Consider the following 21,076-nt stretch of genomic DNA (forward strand, 5'->3'; position numbering starts at 1 on the left):
TGCTACCTCCTGATCCGGGCTAGTTTGAGTAGTTCGGAGCTTATGGTCAGTCCGTTTCTGGTTACCTCAGGAAGGAATATATCAAGACCAATGCGTTTACCTTTGCGGATAAGATTTACAGCTGCTTTTGAATTTTCTACCTGACTGGGGTTGGTTTCTGTCAGGTCTGCGACCGTTAAAATAGGTAATGGGCCATGGTCTGCCTGATCGTCGGCGAACCACTGGAGCTGATTAAAAGGGATGAGCAGCATCGCGCAGTGTTTCGCATCATCTAAGGTATCAATAAGCTTTTCATTGACGCGCCTGCGTTGCACCTTTTTTCCGGAGATAGTGAGAAATGCCAGATTTAAATTATTTTCACGGTAGTGGCAGATAGTCAGGGTGTCAGGTGTTTCTGCTATGGCGTGTTCAGGCCAGCGGACAAATTTGGCAATGTTATATAAGATGGCCGCTTTTACCTGCTGTAGTTTGTACTCTTGGGTATTTGCCTGAAGGTTGAGTGGGTATATGCAGATAAGTAGTATCAGCAGCGTTAACTTACGCCGGTAGTAAATAGGTAATAAAAAGTTAAGAGCTTTGTTCATAGAAGGTCTTGATTCCATTGCAGCCGGAACCAGATCTCTCTTTCGCTTCGCTCATTGTTGTGTTGAGTCCCGAAGTCCGCCGCAGGGTCCATTACTTTCTTATCGAACAGGTTATCAATTCCAAACGAGTAGTCTAGCTCCCGCGTCAGGCGTCCGGAACCAAACAGGTTCAGGGTCGCAAAGGACGTCGCATTATCATCAAAGCTGTTGCGGTCTTCTCTGTTGCTGTTGTAAATCATGCTAGCACCGAGCATATGGTCTGGTGTTAGCTGGTAATCAGTCTGGAGGCTTCCGGTCCAGGATGCCAGATAAGGCAGAGAGTCATCATCTGTTTGGGTTTCCAGATAGCTGATGCCAATGTGAGTATTTAGCTTGGCAGTTGGGTAGAGGTTTAACAGTAACTCAACGCCCTGCATTCTGTAGACTGAGCTGCTGTTGGTAAAGTACTCATCAGCATCGTCCGGCGTAGGGACCTCCTGAATGAAATCATCAATCCGGCTTTTGAAGAGGTTGATATTCAGGTTGGCTGTATCCCATTGGTAGAGGTAGCCCAGTTCCGTTAGTGTAATCCGCTCAGCATCAACCATTGGTGGCTTGAAAGGGGTGCCCTCAAGGACTTTTAGGTACTCTCTGAAGCCGGGTGTGCGAATGGCGGTGCCATGCTGGGCTTTCCAGGTTTGCTGGCTGTCCGGGGTGTAGACCAGGGCCGTACGATGATTGAAGTAGCCGCCAAACTTTTCAAAGTGGTCATATCGCCCTCCTGCTGTCAGGCTGATCTGCGGATTGATCTCCCATATATCCTGAAGAAAGGCGGCGTAATCATTATTGACTATACCGGGCTCAGAGAGCAGGTTGCCCGTGTCAGGAGTGATCAGGAAACCACTGGCATAGTGATAGTTACGGGTATAAGTAGTTCGCTCTGCTTTTTCATATTGCCAGCTAAGTCCTCCTGCCAGAGTATGCGGACTAAATTGTTTCAGCAGGGTAAGCGATGCGCCAGCCATTGTGCCGTTCTGGAATTCCTCATAGCCCCGGGCCTGAGTGACCTTTTCCAACTCGTATTCACGGGTATTATCCTTCTGATAGTAGAAGGTGGTTTCCAGCTGGCCTTCATCAATTGAACCTGCTTCATAATGTGCAGATAGGCTTAGATTATCACTATCTATATAGGCATCCTGCGTGGAAGGAATGTAAAGGAAGGGCGTTTCGCTACGGTTGTAATCAAGCTGTAATGTTAATCTGGGATAAGGCTGCGCTTTAATATGAATATTACCGAAGCTTTCATCCAGAGGCTGAAGTGAGTCTCCTCCGATAAAGCTCTTACGGTCAGTACTAAAGGGCGCTTCCTGATCAAGATAGCTGGCAAATAGTTGCAGATTGCTGCTGTTATAGAGAGCAGTGGATTTTGCTCGTTGATTATTGCCTGTTTCCAGACTCACTTCCACTTGATCAGTTTCACTGAAGCGGCGGGTTGTAACTGAGATTATGCCGCTAAAAGCATTGGCGCCGTATAAGCTGGATGCCGGGCCAAGAATTACTTCAACAGAATCAATGTACTCCAGGGGCAGGTTATCCCCAAGGCTGAAGTGGTTGTAATAGAGTTGGCGCACCCTGACCCCGTCAACCATCAGTACCATTTTATCGTTATAACGATTCAGCACTCCGCGAGCCCATACTGAGCGGTGTCGTTTTCGATACTGGTTAATCTGTAATCCGGGAACAAACTGTAAAAGATCGTCTAGTCGACGTACGCCAAAGCGTTGGAAATCATCACGCTGAAAAGTATAAACGGTGCCAGGCGCTTTGTTTAGCTGGGTGGGTATTAGCGATGCTGAGGTGAAAACATCGATGGCAACCAGTTCTTCTAGGGCCAGATCACTAATATCTGTTTGTTGCGCATTAGCTAATGCGGGAGCAAAAAGTACAGAACTTATCACCAATGGGATGGCGCTGTTTCTCGACATAAGCTAATCCGAATCGGGCGACCTACAATTTGTAAGCGGCAGCATTATCAAAAGTAGCCGGCTGTCGTGAAAGCTCCCTTCTTTGTATAAACAGCCAAGCCCGGAGAGGTGTGGAATACCGGGATAAGAGAGAGTACCGCTACGAGCCCATACAGTCTTATTTTTTCGTTCAGATTACAACCGCTAATTAGGAGTATCTGAAGATTCTCATATTGACTGGAAATTGGATGCAGGAGAGGTCAAAACATTGATATGAGTCAATAAATGTAATTAATATTTAATATGTGTATCATTTTTTAAGTAAGCAAAATGGAAGTTTTGTTGTGTTTTTTCTGATTTATATCAAATATTTAAGATAATAAGGATGTCTTGAGGTATGGATTAAAGCGATACACAATATTATTTAGTCTATTGATTTATGTGTCATAAATGGTAGATTTGCCCTGTGTTTAAAAACAAAAATAACCAAATCTGAGGTTTTTACTATGCATGACAAACTTGCTAATACAATGGAATTTCCACCAGAAACACCTCAACCAAATATTTACCCTCTGAGCTGGGAAAACAAAACCTCAAAGGCTGAGGAAATCTGGGATGCTTCCCTCCGTGAAGCATGGAATCCAAAGGATCTGCCATGGGATACCTTTGATGTTTCAAGTTATTCATGGGAAGAGCGCGAAGCGATGGCGTATTGGTGGACTCTGCTGTCGGTATTCGATGCGTCAGCGCCTCCAGTCTTTGCTGAAGCTTTCATCAAAACCTATGAAGACCATGAAGAAGATGCGATCCGTCGTTGCTTCTTCTCTGTAACCCGCGATGAGCAAAACCACGAGCAGATGTGTGGTATGGCAATCACTAAACTGTTGGAATGCAGTACTCCACTGGAATATGAGCCTAAAACCGAGCTTGGCAAGCGTCTGAAGCGCAATACCGCTTGGTTGTACTACAACGGTGGTCGTTATTGGGGCGGTTATAAAAAAGCAGTACCAAAATACAGCCTGGCTGTTTTGTTCAGTTCCTTCCTGATGGGTGAGATTGCTGCGGCAACCATCTTTAAGCAGATGTCCATAAGCTGTGAAGAGCTGGTATTCCAGGAAGCGTTCAAAAACATCGGTCGTGATGAAGGTCGTCACATGGCGATCTGTCTGTCTCTGATGGAGCGTGATTATCCGAGCCTGTCTAAGGAAGATAAGAGCGTTATTACCAAGCAGATTCGTGCGGGTTACCTGTTTCTATCAGCGGTTCTGTATGAGCCACCAGCAGAGTTTTGGGATCTTCCAGAAGACTTTATAGCTACACAGCGTGAAGCTGAAGAGATTGCTCGTGGAGCGGGCTTCGGTATCCCTTCACACGAAGCGAAGAAAGAAAACTGGCGCGAAGCGATGCTCAACCTGAAAGCGGTTTTGGATAAGTACGATACTCCATTCCCAGCGATTCCAGAAGTGGGTATCACTGGTGAAGAAGTAACTCAGGCGGATCTGGATTCTGCGGATATCATTCCTATCTTCTGATCACCGTCCGAGAGTTAACAAGCAGCCGTCGGACATAATCCGCTCGGCTGCTTTATTTTATCTAAGAATAAATATGCTGTTACAGGGCTAGCTGATGAAGATCAGAGCCCGGAGGTAAGTATGACTACGATCCGTTTATCCCCGTCAGGTAAAGAAGTTGAAGCTAAATCCGGTGAAACTGTACTGGAAACCCTTGAAAATGCCGGTTATGCCCTGCCGAATAATTGCCGGGCTGGCGCTTGTGGTGAATGTAAAGTAAAGGTCTTGGATGGCGAGTTCGACCAAGGCCTTGTGATGGATATGGCGTTGTCTCAGGAAGAGCGGGCAGAAGGTTTTGGCCTGATGTGTATGTGTAAACCACTCAGCTCGACTCTTGAGATTGACTGGGGCACCGATGACGCGATGCCGAAACTGTTTCCGCCTAAGGAAAATGTCCGCTGCATGATTGTCGATCGGATCGAACGTACCCCTCGTATCGCTGAGATCCGCTTACGCCCAGTTGGCGAAGCTATTCGTTTTTGGCCGGGGCAGTATGTGAGTCTGACGGATACTACCCGCTCTGTAACACCACGATCCTACTCAATTGCCAACGCTCCTCGTCCAGACGGTGAGATTATACTGCAGATCACACGGGTGCCTGAAGGTGAAACCAGTAACTGGGTGCATGATGAAGTACACCCGGGCACGATGATTAATCTGTCGGGCCCATACGGTACGTTTATCGGCGACCCAAGTACCGATGCTCCGGTACTTTGTCTAGCCGCGGGCACTGGTCTGGCACCGATTATGGGCTTGGCGGATGCGGCATTGCGTCGGGGATACAATAAGCCGGTGCACTTGATGTTCTCTGCCCGAAAAGAGGAAGATCTGTACTGCAAGGGGCAGTTAGAATTGTGGAATGTACGCCATCGTCGTTTCAAGTTTATTCCGACTTTAACCCAGGAAGATAAAGACGGTATTCTCCGTGGTCGTATTCCTAATATTCTAAAAGATCACTATCCAGACCTGTCAAAACATGCGATCTATATTGCGGGTAGTCCTGAATTTGTTGATGCCTGTATTGATGCTGCGAAAAAGCTAGGTGCTGAGGATGATATGATCCATACCGAAGGTTTCTTTGATCAGGCTTTGCCGGAAACGCCTGCGACAGACCGATTAGTCTGACTGTCAGATAATGACAAACGCCGGCCCTGATTTAGATCAGGGTCGGCGTTTTTGTATGGGGCACAACTTTATCGGAGAGCATGATTTTTCGTGCGTCGGACCAATTCCCTTTGTATTCTTGTAGTTAATCATTCTTTCTTAGATGTTGAAGAGGGCTGAAAGGTCACTCCATTCCAATCGGGCTGACCGGGTGTTACAGGTATGGAAACAGATAAAACTGAAATTGCATTTACCACCGCAGGTCTGACCAAAGTTTATGGTGAAGGCAGTGCGACGGTGCATGCTCTTCGAGGTGTTGATCTGCAAATTCCTCAGGGAGAGTTGGTGGTTTTACTCGGGGCCTCGGGCAGCGGAAAATCGACCCTGCTGAATATTCTAGGCGGGTTGGATCAGCCATCCTCGGGACAAGTGAGTTTTTTTGAACAGAACCTGAGTCGCATGAATGATGCTGATCTGACCCTCTATCGCCGCGACCATATCGGCTTTGTCTTCCAGTTTTATAATCTGATGCCAAGCCTTACTGCGCGCGAAAATGTCGAGCTGGTGACCGAAATTGCAGAAAATTCACTTAGCCCGGAAGAAGCTCTGGCGCTGGTGGGGTTGAGTGAACGGATGGATCACTTCCCGGCGCAATTGTCAGGAGGTGAGCAGCAACGGGTGGCAATTGCCCGGGCGGTGGCAAAGCAGCCCAGAGTATTGTTCTGTGATGAGCCCACCGGGGCGCTAGACAGTACCAGTGGCCGACAGGTGATGGAGGTACTGCAGCAGGTGAACCGGGAACTGGCGACTACGGTGGTTATTATTACTCATGCCGCAACGATTGCGGGCATGGCCGATCGGGTGATTCATTTTGCTGACGGGCAGATCAGAAAGATTGATCTGAACGATCAAAAAACCTTAGCGCAAAACCTTGTCTGGTGAGCATTTTTTTATGCGCATGCTAACTGGTCTCTCACCTCTTGATCGTAAACTATTGCGGGACTTGTGGCGTATGAAGGGCCAGGCGTTGGCGATTGCGCTGGTGATCGCTCTGGGTGTGCTGATGCTGGTGATGATGAATGGTCTGGTTCGGTCGCTTGAAGATACCCGAACGGCCTATTATGAACGCCATCGACTTGCGCAGGTCTTTGCTCCTTTGCAACGGGCTCCCCAGTCACTCCTGGCACGGGTAGCCGTACTAGAAGGGGTGACGGCAGTTGCAGGTAGGGTGACGGGTAGTGCTTTGATAAATATTCATGGCCAACCACTACCGCTGAGTGCTCAGGCCGTATCGCTGCCTGATCGGGGCGAGGCCAGACTTAATGATATCTACCTTACCTCCGGAAGGCGTCCCGATCCCTCCCATGAGGATGAGATCATTCTGTTGCAGGATTTCGCCAAAGCCCATGGATTGAAGTCCGGTGATCCTCTGTCAGCAACGATGCACGGTGCCCGTAGAACCTTCAGGATTGTCGGTTTGGCCCAGGCCCCTGAATTTCTATATTCAGCGGCTCCTGGGGAGTTTGTTCCCGATGATGCCCGGTTTGCGGTGATCTGGATGAGCCAATCAGCGCTGGCGGCGGTCTACGATATGAACGGTGCTTTCAATCAACTGCTGTTGGGAACCTCTGCGGGCAGTTCCCTGCCAGCGATTCTTGATCGGGTCGATACTCTGCTGGAGCCCTATGGTGGTTTGGGGGCTTATGGGTTGGCGGATCACGTTTCTAATCGTTTTATCGAAGAGGAGATCAGCGGTCTGAGGGTCTCCAGTCGTACGGTGCCGCCGGTGTTTTTGGCGGTGGCGGCCTTTCTCCTCAATATCGTCATTTCCAGAATGATTCAGTCGGAGCGGGAGCAGATTGGTCTGCTGAAAGCTTTTGGTTACAGAGATATTGAAATTACTCTGCATTATTTGAAGTTTATTTTTGTCATCGCTGTTGGCGGGGCGCTGATCGGGTGTTTGCTGGGGGTTATCTCCGGTAGAAGTTTGGCGCAGGTCTATCAAAGTTATTACAAATTCCCTTTTCTGTTGTTCCAGGTCGACCCGATGACCTTTCTGATCGGTGTTCTGGTGAGCATTCTGGCTGCGGCTGCGGGGGGGATGGTGGTGTTGCAGTCCGTTTTCCGTCTCACGCCCGCGGTGGCGATGCAGCCACCGGCGCCCGCAGATTATAGTCGCTCTGCTGCGCTGGCTTCATTTCTGAAACGCTTTCTGGACCAGCCGGGGCGGATGGTTGCCCGTCGACTGCTGCGCCAGCCCGGCAGAGCCGCTGGCGGAGTGATCGGTATCGCGGCAGGGATGTCATTGGCGGTGGCGATGCTCAATGTAATGAGCGCTTTTGATCGGACTCTGGAATTGAGTTTTAGTCTGATCGACCGGAGTGATCTGTCGGTGAGCTTCGTTGAATCGTTATCTGACAAGGTATTGTATGAGTTACAGAGTATTGATGGTGTTATAGAGGTGGAGCCCGTACGCACCGTTGCTGTTCTGTTCAGCAATGGCCAGCACAGTTACCGGGGGGCTATAACCGGGCTGCCTCCGGCTGTCAGACTTAACCGGGCGCTGGATGTTCGACAGCAAACCATTCCGATGCGCTCAGAGGGGGTTGTGTTGGGAACCGCACTGGCCGATATTCTCCAGGTGAAGCCGGGAGATATGCTAAGCCTGGATGTCAGAGAGGGGCGCCAACCGCAGTTACAGGTTCCGGTGACCGGGGTGGCAGACACATTAATCGGTTCCCCCGCTTATATGGCATTGGGTAGCCTGAATCGTGTCCTGCGAGAGCCGAATCGGGTATCAGGGGCTTATCTGCGCATTGATAGTGCAAAGCAAGATACAATTTATAGGCAGATTAAAGCGTTGCCAGCGATTGCCGGGGTGAGTCTTAAACAGGAAGCCCGCGAGGCGTTTCAGACGCTGATTGATACCAGTGCCGGCGCAGTGCGTTATCTGATGGCGGCCATAGCCGGGGTGATTACTTTTGGTATTGTCTATAACAGTGCGCGTATCGCCTTTGCTGAGCGAGCCCGGGATCTTGCCAGCCTCAGAGTCATAGGCTTTACCCGTGGGGAAACTGCGTTTGTGCTGTTGGCTGAGCTGGGTATCATTACATTGCTGGCGTTACCGCTGGGTGGGCTGTTCGGATATTTCCTGGTATTTGCTATATCTGAAGGCTTTAGTACCGATCTTTATAGGGTGTCGGCGGTGTTTGTGCCGCAAAGCTATGGGATAGCGGCGCTAGCCGTCATTATCGCGGCATTATTGTCAGGCTGGTTGGTAAAGCGAGATATCGACCGGATAGATCTGGTTTCAGCTTTGAAAGTAAGGGAGTAGTGAAGTTATGGCATCAAAACGGTCGGGGCACTGGTTATTGCTGGGTTGTGTTGCTGTTGTCGTGTTGCTGTTGGTCTGGGCGTTTATGCCACGGGCACTGCTGGTGGATATTGGTGTTGTCCAGCGGGGCGCTATGCATGAAACCATCGATGATGAGGGTAAAACACAGGTACGGGATGCCTATGTTGTCTCAACGCCGGTCACCGGAAGGCTATTACGCATCGATGTTGAGCCGGGTGACCGGGTAGTTCAAGACAAAACGGTAGTGGCCCGTATGCTGCCATCCAACCCTGTCGCACTGGATAGTCGCAGTCGTGAACAGGCCCGCGCTGCTGTTTCATCAGCGGAGGCGGCCGTGCGGCTGGCCCGGGCAGAGCTCAATAAAGCGATGGCTGATACCGAGTTGAGTAGTGCCGAATTGGGCCGCATCAGTGATTTGCAAAAACGCGGAGCGATCAGTGTATCTGCTTTAGATAAAGCCAAACAGACTTCGCGTGCCTCCAGCGCCCAGCTGGATATGGCGAAAGCCGCTATTTCAATGCGCCAGGCTGATCTGGCAACCGCCCGGTCACAGTTGATTACCTTTGTGCCGGGGCAGGCTGATAACAGTGCTGCAGGCTCCGATGTGATCAATATACTGGCACCGCACTCCGGTAGCATTTTGCGGGTGCTGCAGGAAAGTGAAACGACGCTGCCAGCAGGGCAGGCGATCTTGGAAATCGGCGACATCAACGAAGCGCTGGAGGTGGTTGTTGAACTGCTATCCACCGATGCGGTAAAGGTGACGGCGGGTAATCGGGTGATTATCGAAAACTGGGGTGGAGCGAATGTTCTTGAGGGCGTTGTCGAGAAAGTTGAACCTTGGGGTTTTACCAAGTTCTCAGCCCTGGGTGTAGAGGAGCAACGGGTAAAAACCACCATTCAGTTTGCCAGCGATAACGAGCAGCGTGCCAGCCTTGGGCATGGCTTCAGAGTAGAGGCCCGGATCGTTATCTGGGAGCAATCTGACGCACTCACTGTTCCCTCCAGCGCTTTGTTCCGGGATGGCAGTCGTTGGGCGGTCTATGTGATTGAATCGGGTGTGGCAAGACTGAGGGCCGTTGAGGTGGATCATAACAACGGCATCAGTGCTGAAGTGTTGGGCGGTCTCGAAGAAGGCGAACAGATCGTGCTCTATCCGCCCGCAGAACTGAGTGATGGGAGCAAGGTGAAACCCCGCAGTATCCAAGATTAGTAGGGTTTCGATGTCTCCGCTTTGGTGGAGTGAGTTCTATTTTGAATAATTCTTAGGTTAAGCCGTCGGTCAGTTAGCCTGATGTGGTGTTTGGTATTAGGGGTTGTCGCCAATAATGAAGGTTAGATCTGATTACCTTTGGCTGACTTTTGATCGGTATCCGATCATTCAAAACCAACCGAGCGAGCGATTTCCGCTCCTAATTGGCTGGCTGAGCGCTATTTAGGTTATGCTTTATGGACTGATGTGCATGGTTCTATTCTTGCATATGCTTTATTCACAAAAATAATAGTGTTCAGATCGCAGGCCTCACTTTTGAATGATGAACATTCTGTAATTCGACATATTCGGTCACAAGAAACAGGAATCTCTTCCGATGAAGAGTTGCTGCAAACAAGTACGTCAAAAAATCGATTAGCTACTAAATATTTATGGCTGTCATTATTGGTGGCGCTTGTCCCCTTGGTAGGCTTCGCGAGCTTATACGACACTTATTTTTCTCAACTTGTCTCTCGTTTAACCGAGCAGCAGCTTTCAACGCCTATGGCGGCTAAACAAAATGAATTTCGGGTATTTCTTCGAGAGCGTAAATATGAACTGCAAGCGTTAGCCGATCAGTTTGATAATCCTGATTTCTATACACCTAATGGGCGGTACGCTATCTCCTCTGAATTAGAGGGATTATTGCGCTTACAGGTGGATACGAGAAGTGTGTATGGTGTTGTGTTCTTCGATCAAAAAGGACAAGTCGTCTGGACATTTCCTGAGGAGCAGACGGTTAAGCCCGCTTCGCTAATTCATATGCATGATTTTGAAGACGCAGAATTGATTGGGCCGTCTGCTTATTCAATTGAGAGACCTTCATCCGTTATTCTTCGACAGTCAGGCAGACATGAATCAAGCGAAAATCGAGGGAGTATTGGCCTGATTCTTCGCTTTAACTCGCTAACTGAGGTCTTTCGAGGGCTTGGTCATGGGGGTTCAGTACGGGTTTTGCTGCAGGCGGGGGATGATAATATGTATGACGTTGTCGGTCAGCCTTCTCCGATAATCAGTACTTCAACACAGCAACGCACGCTCCTCCCCGGTTGGATTCTGCATGTGATACAAGACCCTGAACTAGTTATGATGCCGGTTGAAGCAATGCGCTATTGGTTGCTTTTACTGATGGCCTGCACTGTTGCCGGGCTGCTGTGGTTGCATATGAGTATCTCTCGACGATTAAATCGGCAGGTTGAAAGTTTGATTGATAGTGTGGAAAAAGTCGCTCTGGGTAATCTGGAAACTCCCGTGGCTATTGTACAAGGGGTGGAAATGCACCGCCTTACTCAAGCCATAGAGCGTATGAGACTTCAACTGAAGGCGTTTATTCGGTCAACCCTGGCAATAGAACGACAGGCAACCCTAGGACAGTTAGCGGCAGGTCTTGCACATGATATCAGGAACCCCCTGACGACCATTCGTACGACGGTAGCGGCGCTTTCTCGTAGAGAGAGAAACCCCGAAAGCCGAGAGATGATGGCGTTGGTAGAGGAGGAGATTGACAGAGTAAATGATGTATTGGAGAACTTACTAAACTTTGCCCGCCCCCGAGATCCTTATGCCACCCGGCTAGATACCGCTGAATTGCTGAATAGTATTGTGACTCTGGTAGGTGCGTCAGCACGTAATCAGGGAATAAAATTAAGCGTTGATAGTGTGGACTCGTTAGTCATTTGGGCCGATGAAGGTCATATCAGACAGATTTTGATGAATCTTATATTGAATGCGTTGGAAGCGATGTCAGTTAAGGGCAGTACGATATTGCTTCGGGCAGTTAAATCAGCAAATGAGATTAAAGTGTCAGTCAGTGATGATGGTCAGGGCATGCCAGATGATATTCAAGCTCATATTATGGAGCCTTTTTATACAACCAAGCCTGCAGGAACAGGCTTGGGATTGGCAATCTGTGCAACCCTGGCTAAAAGTAATGGTGGGCGGCTGATGATAGAAAGTATTGATAGTAGCGGCACAAAGGTGACGGTGTTTCTTCCTGCCGCCTCTGAGGAGGAGTACGAATGAATAATGCGATTTCGGTTCTGGTAATAGATGATGAGCGAAACCTGGTGCGTAGTATCGGTTTCTCCCTTAAGGATGAAGGGATGCAAGTGACAGGAGCCTATACCGGGAGCGAAGGTATAGAGTCTGCAAAAGTTTTAAGCCCTGATGTCGTGTTACTAGACCTTGGACTGCCAGATATATCCGGGATCAAAGTATTAGTTCAATTGAAAGCACAGTATCCAGACCTACCAGTGATAATGATATCTGCCCATGGAGACACTCGATCAGCAGTTAAAGCCGTTAAAGAAGGAGCTATCGACTACATCACCAAGCCGTTTGATGTTGAGGAGCTGGTGTTGTTGATACGGCGTAGCACTGAACGTATCAGAATGCTTCGTGAAATCCGTTTTCTTCGAGAACGTAATACAGAGACAGGTCCATTAGTTGGCAGTAGTAAAGAGATGTCAATGCTACGCACAGCGATCGAATTAGTTGGGCAGAGCTCGGGTAAAACCGTATTGATTACTGGGCCTTCAGGGACAGGTAAAGCGTTGGTCGCCCGTGCTCTCCATGACTTTCGTTTTACTAATGCACCCTTTATTGAAGTCAATTGTGCGGCCTTGCCAGAACAGTTGATTGAGGCTGAATTGTTTGGCGCGGAGCGGGGGGCTTATACGGGGGCTAATCAGCGTAGAGCAGGTTTGATTGATCTAGCTGATGGAGGGACACTTTTTTTAGATGAGATTGGTGAGATCCCTTTGCATCTTCAAGCTAAGCTACTTAGCTTTCTTGAAAATCGCAACTATCGCCCGGTGGGAGCAGGCAGGGAGCGTCAGGCGAATGTGTTTGTGGTAGCTGCTACAAACCGTAATTTGAAAGAGGATGTCGACTCAGGAGTTTTTAGAGCGGATTTGTTTTATCGGTTGAATGTGCTGCCAGTGGATATTCCCGGACTATCGCAACGAGATAGGGATGTGATCCTTCTGTTAACCCATTTCAGTGAGTTATTTGCCAAACAGGAAGGATGTGAGCCGATACAGCTGGAAGATTCAGTTCTAAGTCTGTTGGAACAATATGATTGGCCAGGAAATATCCGGGAATTGAAAAACTTGATGGAGCGATTGACTATTCTCTATCCGGGTAAACAGATTACGGTTGATATGTTGCCTGTCGAGTTTCATAGCGGTAAGCGTGGGGTTCCAGAAGTTAAAGATGATTATCGTGAAGCGGTTGAAGATCATGAACGTCAGTTGATTTTGGACGCACTTAAAGAGTCCGATTGGCGAAAAGGTTTGGCTGCCGAAAAACTGGGAATATCCCGACATGCCTTAAAGCGCAGGATACAACGGCTTAATTTGGAGAATGAAGGATGATTTCCAGAATGTTCGGGATCATTCTGTTGTTGGCTACTATTACTGTCGAGGGGGCGGAGTTGTCCGTTGGTGCTTCTGAGGCAGAGGCTCAAGAAACAGTTGGTTGCTTATTTCCAATGAGTGGTAGAGGTGGATTATATGGCCGTGACAGTGTTGCTGGTATTCAGTTGGCTTTTGAACATATAAAAGCGCAACCTTATCAAAGTCCTCCTATACGCGTTCTATTTTCGGACACTAGTTCTAAGGCTTCTAAAGCGGCAAGGCAGGTAAGAAACTTTGTCCGTCAGAATAAAGTACGTTTCATCTGTGGAGTGGTCAACTCTTCGATTGCGTTGCAGGTCGCTCAGGTAGCTCAGGAGGAGAAAGTTTTCTTTATTGGTACTGACCATGCTTCATCGCGGCTCACAGGTGGCGAGCCGAACCGGTTTTACTTTCGGGTGAATAATAATTCTGAACAATCGATGCGGGCCGCTGCAAGTTATATTCGTAAAACCTTTATTAAGGGGAGTGCTAAGAATCCTTTACGCTTGGCATATATAGGCCCTGATTATGATTATGGTTATCAGGCATGGAAAGACTTACGGTTATGGTTGAATAAGGAAAAGGTGCATTATCAGGTTGAAACTGTACTCTGGCCGGAGCTTTATGAGTCGGATTACTCTCATTATCTGGAAGCCTTACTCGATAAAGATGTTGATTTAGTTGTAAATTCTCTCTGGGGTGGTGATCTGGTTGCTTTCATTCAACAAGCGAATCAGACCTCTCTGTTTGAGCACGCGCGCTTTGCTAACTTTGATACAGGTGGTAACTACGAAGTGTTATCTGCTCTGGGGGAGAATATGCCAGCGGGGCTTATTTTATCGTCAAGGCACCATAATAATTGGCCTGAGACGGAACATAATCGTTGGTTCGTAGAACGTTTCTATGAATTGACCGGGCGATATCCATCCTATGCTGCTGAGGGCGCTTATTCCGGTATTCTAGCGATATCTGAGGCGCTTCGACTAGCAGGTCCTGATGCCGATAATGATCTAATACGAGAAAAATTAGCTAGTCTTACCCTGACTCTTCCTGAAGACCCTGATCAGTTTAGCTCCTACATGAACCCGCGTAATCATCAGTTACAGCAAGCCATTGCTATCGGTGAAACCGTACCTGATGATCGCTATCCTCCGGCACGTATGATGTTAGGTAATTGGGTAATATATCGGCCGGCTGGCCCCGATTAAAGCTAGTGATCTAGCCAATTTCTTTTATCTATCCTCTTATTTCCCCTTGAATTTTCGTACACCTCCTCTAGAGCATTAGGCTCAGCTCGGCGTATTACTTTACGTTGAGTAATCTTTAATAACAGGCTTACAACGTTGTAATTCTTCGTATCTATTTCTGATCGGAAGCAGCGCATCCGCGGCGCTCACAGTTGATCGGAATTCGATCTTTTTTATATGTTTCTCGACGCCGAAATAATAATAAATTCTTTTTAAACAAATGGTTACGTCTATTCCTCTCTCTTGGTATGTAGGTTGCAATATATGCTTCAGGGCAATGCAAAGAGCGATAGAGAAGTCGTTCCCCATTCTTCATTTGAAGGCCAGTGTATCGCCCCTAACTAACAACGACAAAAAAATGAGAAGGCGAAAATTAATGATCACATCCTTTGTTAAAAAGTCCACTTTAGCTGGGTTGCTTGTCGCTTCGGCGGTTGCTCAACCGGTACTAGCCGCCGATGAGTATAAATTAGGTCTGGTTACTTTTCTTTCAGGTGGTGCGGCAGGTCCTTTTGGCGTTCCTGCTAAGAATGCTGCTGATTTAGTGTTGGAGACCCTGAATGCAGGAGGCCTTCCTGCACCCTATAACATGAAAGGCATAAACGGCCGTACCATTAAACCGGTATATGTAGATGAAGCCGGTGGAGCCACCAAGCAGGCTTCTGAGTTACGTAATCTTGTTGAGCGTCAAGGAGTTGACTCGGTAGTCGGTTATATCTCATCTGGGGATTGTTTAGCGGTGCCAGCCGTAGCTGAAGAGCTAAAGACATTGACTGTGCTATTTGATTGCGGAACACCTCGAGTATTTGAAGATAGTAGTTATCAGTATGTGTTTCGCACCGGTCCTACCGCAACGATGGATAATGTAGCCGCCTCTCACTATATCAAGGAGATGTTTCCAAAGTTGGATTCCGTTTCAGGTATAAACCAGAACTACTCTTTTGGTCATGAATCATGGGCTGACTTCAATGGGTCGCTAAACAAACTGATCCCAAATGTTGAAGTTACCACTAAGCAATTCCCGAAAATTTATGCGGGACAGTATGGGGCTGAGATTTCAGCGCTTATGGTTAATTCGGCTAACGTTATTCACTCCTCGTTCTGGGGTGGCGATATGGAAGCCTTCCTGCTACAGGGCTCTGCACGAGGATTGTTTGAAGATCAGACCGCAGTGCTGACCACCGGTGAAAGTGCTATGTATCGTCTGGAAGGCCAGATTCCTGAAGGAACTATTCTAGGAGGGCGTGGGCCATTCGGTATTTATGCGCCGGATAATGCGCTTAATCGTTGGTTCCGTGAAGCTTATATCGCTCGTTTTGAAACAGCACCAACCTACCCCGCTTATAAAATGGTTCAGGGTATTTTTGGTCTGAAACTGGCAACAGAAAAAGCGGCTGAAAAGGTAAAAGGTCAGCCTACCACCGAGGATGTCGTTTCAGCATTCGAGAACCTTGTGTATGAAGGTCCTGGTGGCACAGTCTCAATGAATATGGGGAATGGTCATCAGGCTTCTATGGAGATGGTATACGGACGTTATTCTCATAAAAGCGGAGAGCCATCAGTGACTGATGTTCGCCGTTATCCGGCTGCATGTGTAAACCCACCTGAAGGTATGTCTTCGATTGAATGGATTGAAAAAGGGATGCCTGGCGCTAAATGTAATTAAGTATCTCATGTTGGCCTGGTAGCTCATTGCTACCGGGCCTCTTCTCTTTCTCTGTCAGTTAAATCAGGAGCTATATCGATGAAACTGGTAATTGCGATGTTGATGGATGGCGTTATATACGCATCCTGGCTGTTTATAATCGCTGCAGGTCTAACGCTCATCTATGGTGTGATGAGAATTCTTAATATGGCTCATGGTAGTTTCTACGCCATAGGCGCTTATTCAGGAGCCTCGTTAGTAGGTTTTTATCTTGCCGGTGGTTATCCACCCTGGGGTGCTTATTTGATGTTGCTGGGTGCCGCAATTGTTAGCGGTGCTCTGGTCGGGATCCTGATCGAACGTGGTTTACTAAGAATCATGTATGGGCGTGATGAAGTGGTCATGATTCTGGTGACCTATGCCATTTTATTAATCCTGGAAGATGTGATTAAGCTGATCTGGGGCGTTGATGCTTATTTTGCGTATCAGCCTTATACACTTCTCGGCCGCACAAAAATGGCGGGCATCTCATTTGCCAATTATGACATTGCGCTGATTTTCGTCGCCGCAAGCATATGCTTCTTGTTGTGGTGGGGACTTAATCGGACGCGTCAAGGCAAGCTTCTACAAGCGGTTATTCATGATCGTGATACCGCTGCTTTTCTGGGAATCAATGTCACAAAAATGTTTTCAATAACCTTTGTTATTGGTGCCGTACTGGGTGCGCTTGCAGGTTCTCTGACAGCCCCCGGTATCTCCGTGATGCCGGGTATTGGTGTTGAAGTCATTATTCTGGCTTTTGCTGTGGTTGTTATTGGCGGTTTAGGCAGTGTTGGTGGTGCGCTTATGGGGGCTCTTATTGTCGGTCTGGCCCGTTCTGCGGCCGTTCATCTTTACCCAGAGGCAGAGCTATTCGTTATTTATGGCGTTATGGGCTTAGTACTTGCCTTTAGACCTCAGGGTTTGTTTGCCATTGCTACTGCAAGGAAAATTTAATATGAGAAATTCAACGCTGCTTGTGCTTGGCGCAGGTGTTGCAGTTATGGCTGCAGGCATGGTGATGCCCGGTTGGTTGACCTTTCTTTTGACGCTGGCACTGGCTAAAGGGCTGGTTGTCATGGGGTTGTTACTGTTGATGAAGGCGGGCCTAGTGTCATTTGGTCAGGGGCTTTATTACTGTCTCGGGGCCTATTGTGTAGGTGTCGCAGGGGACTATCTGGAAACCCAGAATGCGCTGTTTCTGATGCTTATAGCGGTTGTTGTGTGTGTCGCATTAGCCGCGGTTATAGGCCTTCTGTTATGCCGCTATCGGGACATATTTTTTGCTATGTTTTCTATGGCATTTTCAATGATTCTTTACGGCGTTCTGGTTAAGAGTTCAGCGTTCGGTTCCTCTGATGGTTTTAATGTTAAGCCACCATTGCTATTTGGCTGGACTCCGACTGGCGAGCCAGGGCCATTGATGGCATACGGGTTAGCAGTAACGGCGGTGACTGTCGTCGGTATTTTTGTATGGAACTACCTCCGTTCCCCTATGGGCTACGCAGGCGAGGCGGTGCGTGAGAATGAAATAAGAGTTGAATATCTAGGCTCTTCTGTACGCCGAATTATCTACATTAAATATCTTTTAGCAGCGGCGATGGCCGGACTGGGAGGAGGGATAACCGCTCTGGCTGCAGGCCACATTGACCCGGAAATGGCCTATTGGACCACATCCGGAGAGTTTGTATTCATTGCGCTCATGGGGGGAACGGGCCATGTTGCCGGGCCTGTGATTGGGGCCGTTTTGTTCGAATTGATCAGAACCTATGCGTTTCAGATATCGCCTTATACCTGGCAGATGATTTTGGGTATTGCACTGCTGGCTATCATTCTTTACCTGCCAAAAGGTGTTTGGTCTCTGGTCGAGCGTTTCACTAAGGAGAAGACGTCATGAGTGCTTTATTAGAAACACGCTCATTAGCTCGAAACTTCGGAGCAGTGACAGCCGCCGCAGATATTGATGTCAGCATCAATGCGGGAGAGATCGTCGGTGTAATAGGTTCAAACGGTGCGGGTAAAACCACGTTTATCAATATGGTGACTGGATATCTGCAGCCTAGCAGTGGCGACATATTGTTCAAGGGTAAAAGTATTGTAGGGAAGAATCCACGTCAGGTTATGCGGGCAGGGATATGCCGTTCTTTTCAGGTGGCGCAGTTGTTTCCTGAATTGACGGTACTGGATAACGTTTTAATCGCTTACGGGCTAATGCAGCATCGAGTACTGCCAATGTTTCGTCCTTTGGCGACAGGAAACAGTATTAAACAGGCTGAAAACTTGCTTCAAGAGTATGGCATTGAGAGCTACCTGCCCGAAAAGGTGATGACGTTGCCGCAAGGGGTAAGGAAGTTGCTGGATATAGCGCTGGCAATGCTCCGTGAGCCGGAAGTCCTTCTGTTAGATGAGCCCACCTCAGGTGTTGCTATCGACGATAAATTCGACCTGATGGATACCGTTATGCAGGCGGTACGTAAATCGGGAGCAGGGGTGTTGTTTGTTGAACATGATATGGAGGTTATCGCTCGTTATTCAACTCGCTTAATCGCTTTCTATGACGGACGAGTGTTGGCAGATGGTCCGGTTGCAGAGGTTATGGACAATGAAAAAGTGAAAGAGTTGGTTACCGGACATCACCTTGAAATCGATTATAAGCGGGAGGTGGCCCATGCTTAAACTTTCATCTATCAACACCTATATTGCGGGAACACCTATTTTACGCGATGTAAATATGCACATTGAATCTGGTGTGCTGGTGGGTCTTATCGGGCGAAATGGCGCAGGCAAGACCACTCTGATGCGCACAGTGATGGGGCTACTTACTCCATCATCCGGCAGCATCATCATTGAAGGTCAGGATATGACCGCTTTAGCTCCACACTTTCGTTCTCAGTCAAAAGTTGGCTATATGCCAGAAGATCGTCAGTTAGTCCCAACATTGACGGTCGAAGAAAATATTCTAATTCCTGCATGGGCAAACAAACTACCTGAAGCAGAGGCCAGGCTTGCCTGGGTATATGAACTTATGCCTGAAGTTGAGGCGTTCGCCGATCGTAAAGCACTTCAGCTTTCTGGCGGACAGCAGAAGCTGGTTTCTCTGGCCCGGGCGATGATGAGTGGTAGCCATCTGCTGTTACTTGATGAGCCTTTCGAAGGCGTTGCTCCGGCGCTATCGCGCCGCTTAGCCAGTGTATTGCACACCCTGAAAGATGAGGGACTGACAGTGCTGATTTCAGAGTCTGATTATAGTCATTCAGCTGATCTGGTTGACCAGGTTTACACCATCGAACGAGGTGCCGTCTCAGCACCAAAGCAGATTAATGGAGAAGTAGCATGAACAGTTTCGTTTTTAATTTCCCTAAGCAGTTTATTTGTAAGCCCGGTGCGGTCAAAGAGTTAGGTGACATCTGCCTGCGAGTTGTAGGTAAGCGAGTTTTGATTGTGACTGATCAGGGTATTGTTAATGCTGGGTTGCTCCAGCCTGTCATAGATGTGCTTAAAGCTGCCGCTATAGAGCCGATTATTTTCGACAAGGTAGAAGCTGATCCAGCTGAATCTATTGTATTAGCCGCTACCGGACAGGCGATCGCTGAAGGGGTTGACGGTGTAATCGGTTTGGGTGGCGGCTCCTCTATGGACGTGGCTAAACTGGTCGCACTGTTGGCCAAAGGGGAGGAAGTTCTAGAGGATATTTATGGGGTAAACCTTGTTAAGGGGCGTAGATTACCACTGATTCAGATTCCTACGACCGCAGGTACTGGCTCTGAAGTTACCGCTGTGGCTATTATCACCGTCGGTGAGGGAGAGAAGAAGGGAGTTGTTTCGGATCAACTACTACCGGATCTTGCTTTACTAGATGCAGAACTGACCTTAGGGCTGCCGCCCATAGTAACTGCGACAACGGGAGTTGATGCCATGGTACATGCTATTGAGGCATACACTTCGCATAACCCAAACCATAACCTGATTTCCGATGCTGTCGCTAAAGAAGCACTGGTTTTACTAGGAGGAAATATTCAGGCTGCGATCACTGATGGTCGCAACCTTGAGGTCCGCTCTAACATGCTGCTGGGCTCAATGCTGGCAGGCCAGGCGTTTGCAAATTCACCGGTTGCGGCTGTTCATGCGTTGGCTTATCCCCTTGGTGGGATCTATCACTTGTCCCACGGACTGACAAATGCCTTGGTTCTGCCTCATGTGATGCGTTTTAACCAAGTTGTTTGTGCCGATCTTTATGCTGCTTTGGCGCCGCTGGTCTTTCCTGAATTAAGGGCTATAGAAAATAGCGAAGACCGAAGTAATGCATTTATTGATGCCTTGGCTGAGCTTAACGTTTCTCTAGGCATTAAAGACCGGTTACGGGATTACGATATTCCGGAGTCTGCAATACCAAAGTTAGCGGAAGACGCAATGAAGCAGACGCGTTTGTTGGTCAATAATCCACGAGAAGTCAGCATCGATGATGCACTGGCAATCTATCAAGCGGCTTGGTGAGGAATAATATGTCTGATTTAACAAAGTTGGAAACCCGTGCGGACTACCCGTATTTTATTACTATCCCAACCCGGTGGATGGATAACGATGTATACGGGCATGTTAATAACGTGCAGTACTACAGTTATTTTGATACGGCAGTGAACAAGTATCTGATCGATCAGGGTGTGTTGGATATTTATAACAGTGAGGTTATAGGACTGGTTGTCGAGACTCAGTGTAAGTACTACAGCAGCATTGCTTTCCCCGATGACATCATCGCTGGTGTAGCGGTAACCCGCTTGGGCAATAGTTCCGTTCGCTACGAGATTGGCCTGTTTCTCGAGGGGCAGGATAAACCGTCAGCGCAGGGGTATTTTATTCATGTGTATGTTGACCGTGCGACTCAGCGGCCGGTATCTCTACCTGCTGATCTACGTGAAACCTTAGAACAACTCTCAGTCTGAG

The 21,076-nt window shown here is 48.2% G+C and carries 17 protein-coding genes; 15 read left to right on the forward strand and 2 right to left on the reverse strand.

What is annotated here, in order from left to right; all coding sequences use genetic code 11:
* Positions 1-2: 2 nt before the first annotated feature.
* Together QZZ54_RS00665 and QZZ54_RS00670 are read right to left on the reverse strand one after the other, a co-directional pair.
* Positions 3-584 (reverse strand): YfiR family protein, encoded by a 582-nt coding sequence (locus QZZ54_RS00665; protein ID WP_290697138.1) that lies wholly within the window; start codon positions 582-584, stop codon positions 3-5.
* The gene (locus QZZ54_RS00670) at positions 581-2,548 is read right to left on the reverse strand and encodes a TonB-dependent receptor (protein WP_290697140.1); all 1,968 of its coding nucleotides are present in this window, start codon (positions 2,546-2,548) and stop codon (positions 581-583) included. The genes QZZ54_RS00665 and QZZ54_RS00670 overlap by 4 nt, the downstream gene beginning before the upstream one ends.
* A gap of 485 nt (positions 2,549-3,033) precedes the next feature.
* Here QZZ54_RS00670 and QZZ54_RS00675 point away from each other — a divergent pair, with 485 nt between their 5' ends.
* From QZZ54_RS00675 to QZZ54_RS00745, 15 genes are all read left to right on the forward strand, one after another.
* Positions 3,034-4,059 carry a hypothetical protein gene (locus tag QZZ54_RS00675; RefSeq protein ID WP_290697142.1) on the forward strand — a complete coding sequence of 342 codons (1,026 nt, stop codon included), beginning with the start codon at positions 3,034-3,036 and terminating at the stop codon, positions 4,057-4,059.
* A gap of 120 nt (positions 4,060-4,179) precedes the next feature.
* Positions 4,180-5,223, forward strand: coding sequence for a 2Fe-2S iron-sulfur cluster-binding protein (locus QZZ54_RS00680; RefSeq protein WP_290697143.1), 1,044 nt, complete (start codon positions 4,180-4,182; stop codon positions 5,221-5,223).
* 201 nt (positions 5,224-5,424) lie between these two features.
* Positions 5,425-6,144 carry an ABC transporter ATP-binding protein gene (locus tag QZZ54_RS00685; RefSeq protein WP_290697144.1) on the forward strand — a complete coding sequence of 240 codons (720 nt, stop codon included), beginning with the start codon at positions 5,425-5,427 and terminating at the stop codon, positions 6,142-6,144.
* A gap of 10 nt (positions 6,145-6,154) precedes the next feature.
* Positions 6,155-8,536, forward strand: coding sequence for an FtsX-like permease family protein (locus QZZ54_RS00690; RefSeq protein ID WP_290697146.1), 2,382 nt, complete (start codon positions 6,155-6,157; stop codon positions 8,534-8,536).
* Between the two features lie 7 nt (positions 8,537-8,543).
* The gene (locus QZZ54_RS00695; protein WP_290697148.1) at positions 8,544-9,770 is read left to right on the forward strand and encodes an HlyD family efflux transporter periplasmic adaptor subunit; all 1,227 of its coding nucleotides are present in this window, start codon (positions 8,544-8,546) and stop codon (positions 9,768-9,770) included.
* A gap of 543 nt (positions 9,771-10,313) precedes the next feature.
* Positions 10,314-11,831 (forward strand): sensor histidine kinase, encoded by a 1,518-nt coding sequence (locus QZZ54_RS00700; RefSeq protein ID WP_290697149.1) that lies wholly within the window; start codon positions 10,314-10,316, stop codon positions 11,829-11,831.
* The gene (locus tag QZZ54_RS00705) at positions 11,828-13,183 is read left to right on the forward strand and encodes a sigma-54 dependent transcriptional regulator (protein ID WP_290697151.1); all 1,356 of its coding nucleotides are present in this window, start codon (positions 11,828-11,830) and stop codon (positions 13,181-13,183) included. The genes QZZ54_RS00700 and QZZ54_RS00705 overlap by 4 nt, the downstream gene beginning before the upstream one ends.
* Positions 13,184-13,191: 8 nt before the next feature.
* Positions 13,192-14,412, forward strand: coding sequence for an ABC transporter substrate-binding protein (locus QZZ54_RS00710; RefSeq protein ID WP_290697153.1), 1,221 nt, complete (start codon positions 13,192-13,194; stop codon positions 14,410-14,412).
* Positions 14,413-14,827: 415 nt separating this feature from the next.
* Positions 14,828-16,117 carry an ABC transporter substrate-binding protein gene (locus QZZ54_RS00715; RefSeq protein WP_290697155.1) on the forward strand — a complete coding sequence of 430 codons (1,290 nt, stop codon included), beginning with the start codon at positions 14,828-14,830 and terminating at the stop codon, positions 16,115-16,117.
* Between the two features lie 78 nt (positions 16,118-16,195).
* Positions 16,196-17,092, forward strand: coding sequence for a branched-chain amino acid ABC transporter permease (locus QZZ54_RS00720; RefSeq protein WP_290697157.1), 897 nt, complete (start codon positions 16,196-16,198; stop codon positions 17,090-17,092).
* A 1-nt stretch (position 17,093) separates the two neighbouring features.
* Complete coding sequence (locus QZZ54_RS00725) at positions 17,094-18,032, forward strand: branched-chain amino acid ABC transporter permease (protein ID WP_290697158.1); 939 nt, start codon at positions 17,094-17,096, stop codon at positions 18,030-18,032.
* Positions 18,029-18,811, forward strand: coding sequence for an ATP-binding cassette domain-containing protein (locus QZZ54_RS00730; RefSeq protein ID WP_290697159.1), 783 nt, complete (start codon positions 18,029-18,031; stop codon positions 18,809-18,811). Before QZZ54_RS00725 ends, QZZ54_RS00730 begins: the two co-directional genes overlap by 4 nt.
* Positions 18,804-19,472, forward strand: a complete 669-nt coding sequence (locus QZZ54_RS00735; protein ID WP_290697160.1) for an ATP-binding cassette domain-containing protein — start codon at positions 18,804-18,806, stop codon at positions 19,470-19,472. Before QZZ54_RS00730 ends, QZZ54_RS00735 begins: the two co-directional genes overlap by 8 nt.
* Entirely contained in the window at positions 19,469-20,629 is a 1,161-nt protein-coding gene (locus QZZ54_RS00740; protein WP_290697161.1) for an iron-containing alcohol dehydrogenase, read from the forward strand. The genes QZZ54_RS00735 and QZZ54_RS00740 overlap by 4 nt, the downstream gene beginning before the upstream one ends.
* Before the next feature lie 8 nt (positions 20,630-20,637).
* Entirely contained in the window at positions 20,638-21,075 is a 438-nt protein-coding gene (locus tag QZZ54_RS00745; protein WP_290697163.1) for a thioesterase family protein, read from the forward strand.
* Position 21,076 lies beyond the last annotated feature (1 nt).

Origin of the sequence: Amphritea sp., assembly GCF_016744155.1 — a bacterium.
Classification (GTDB): domain Bacteria; phylum Pseudomonadota; class Gammaproteobacteria; order Pseudomonadales; family Balneatricaceae; genus Amphritea.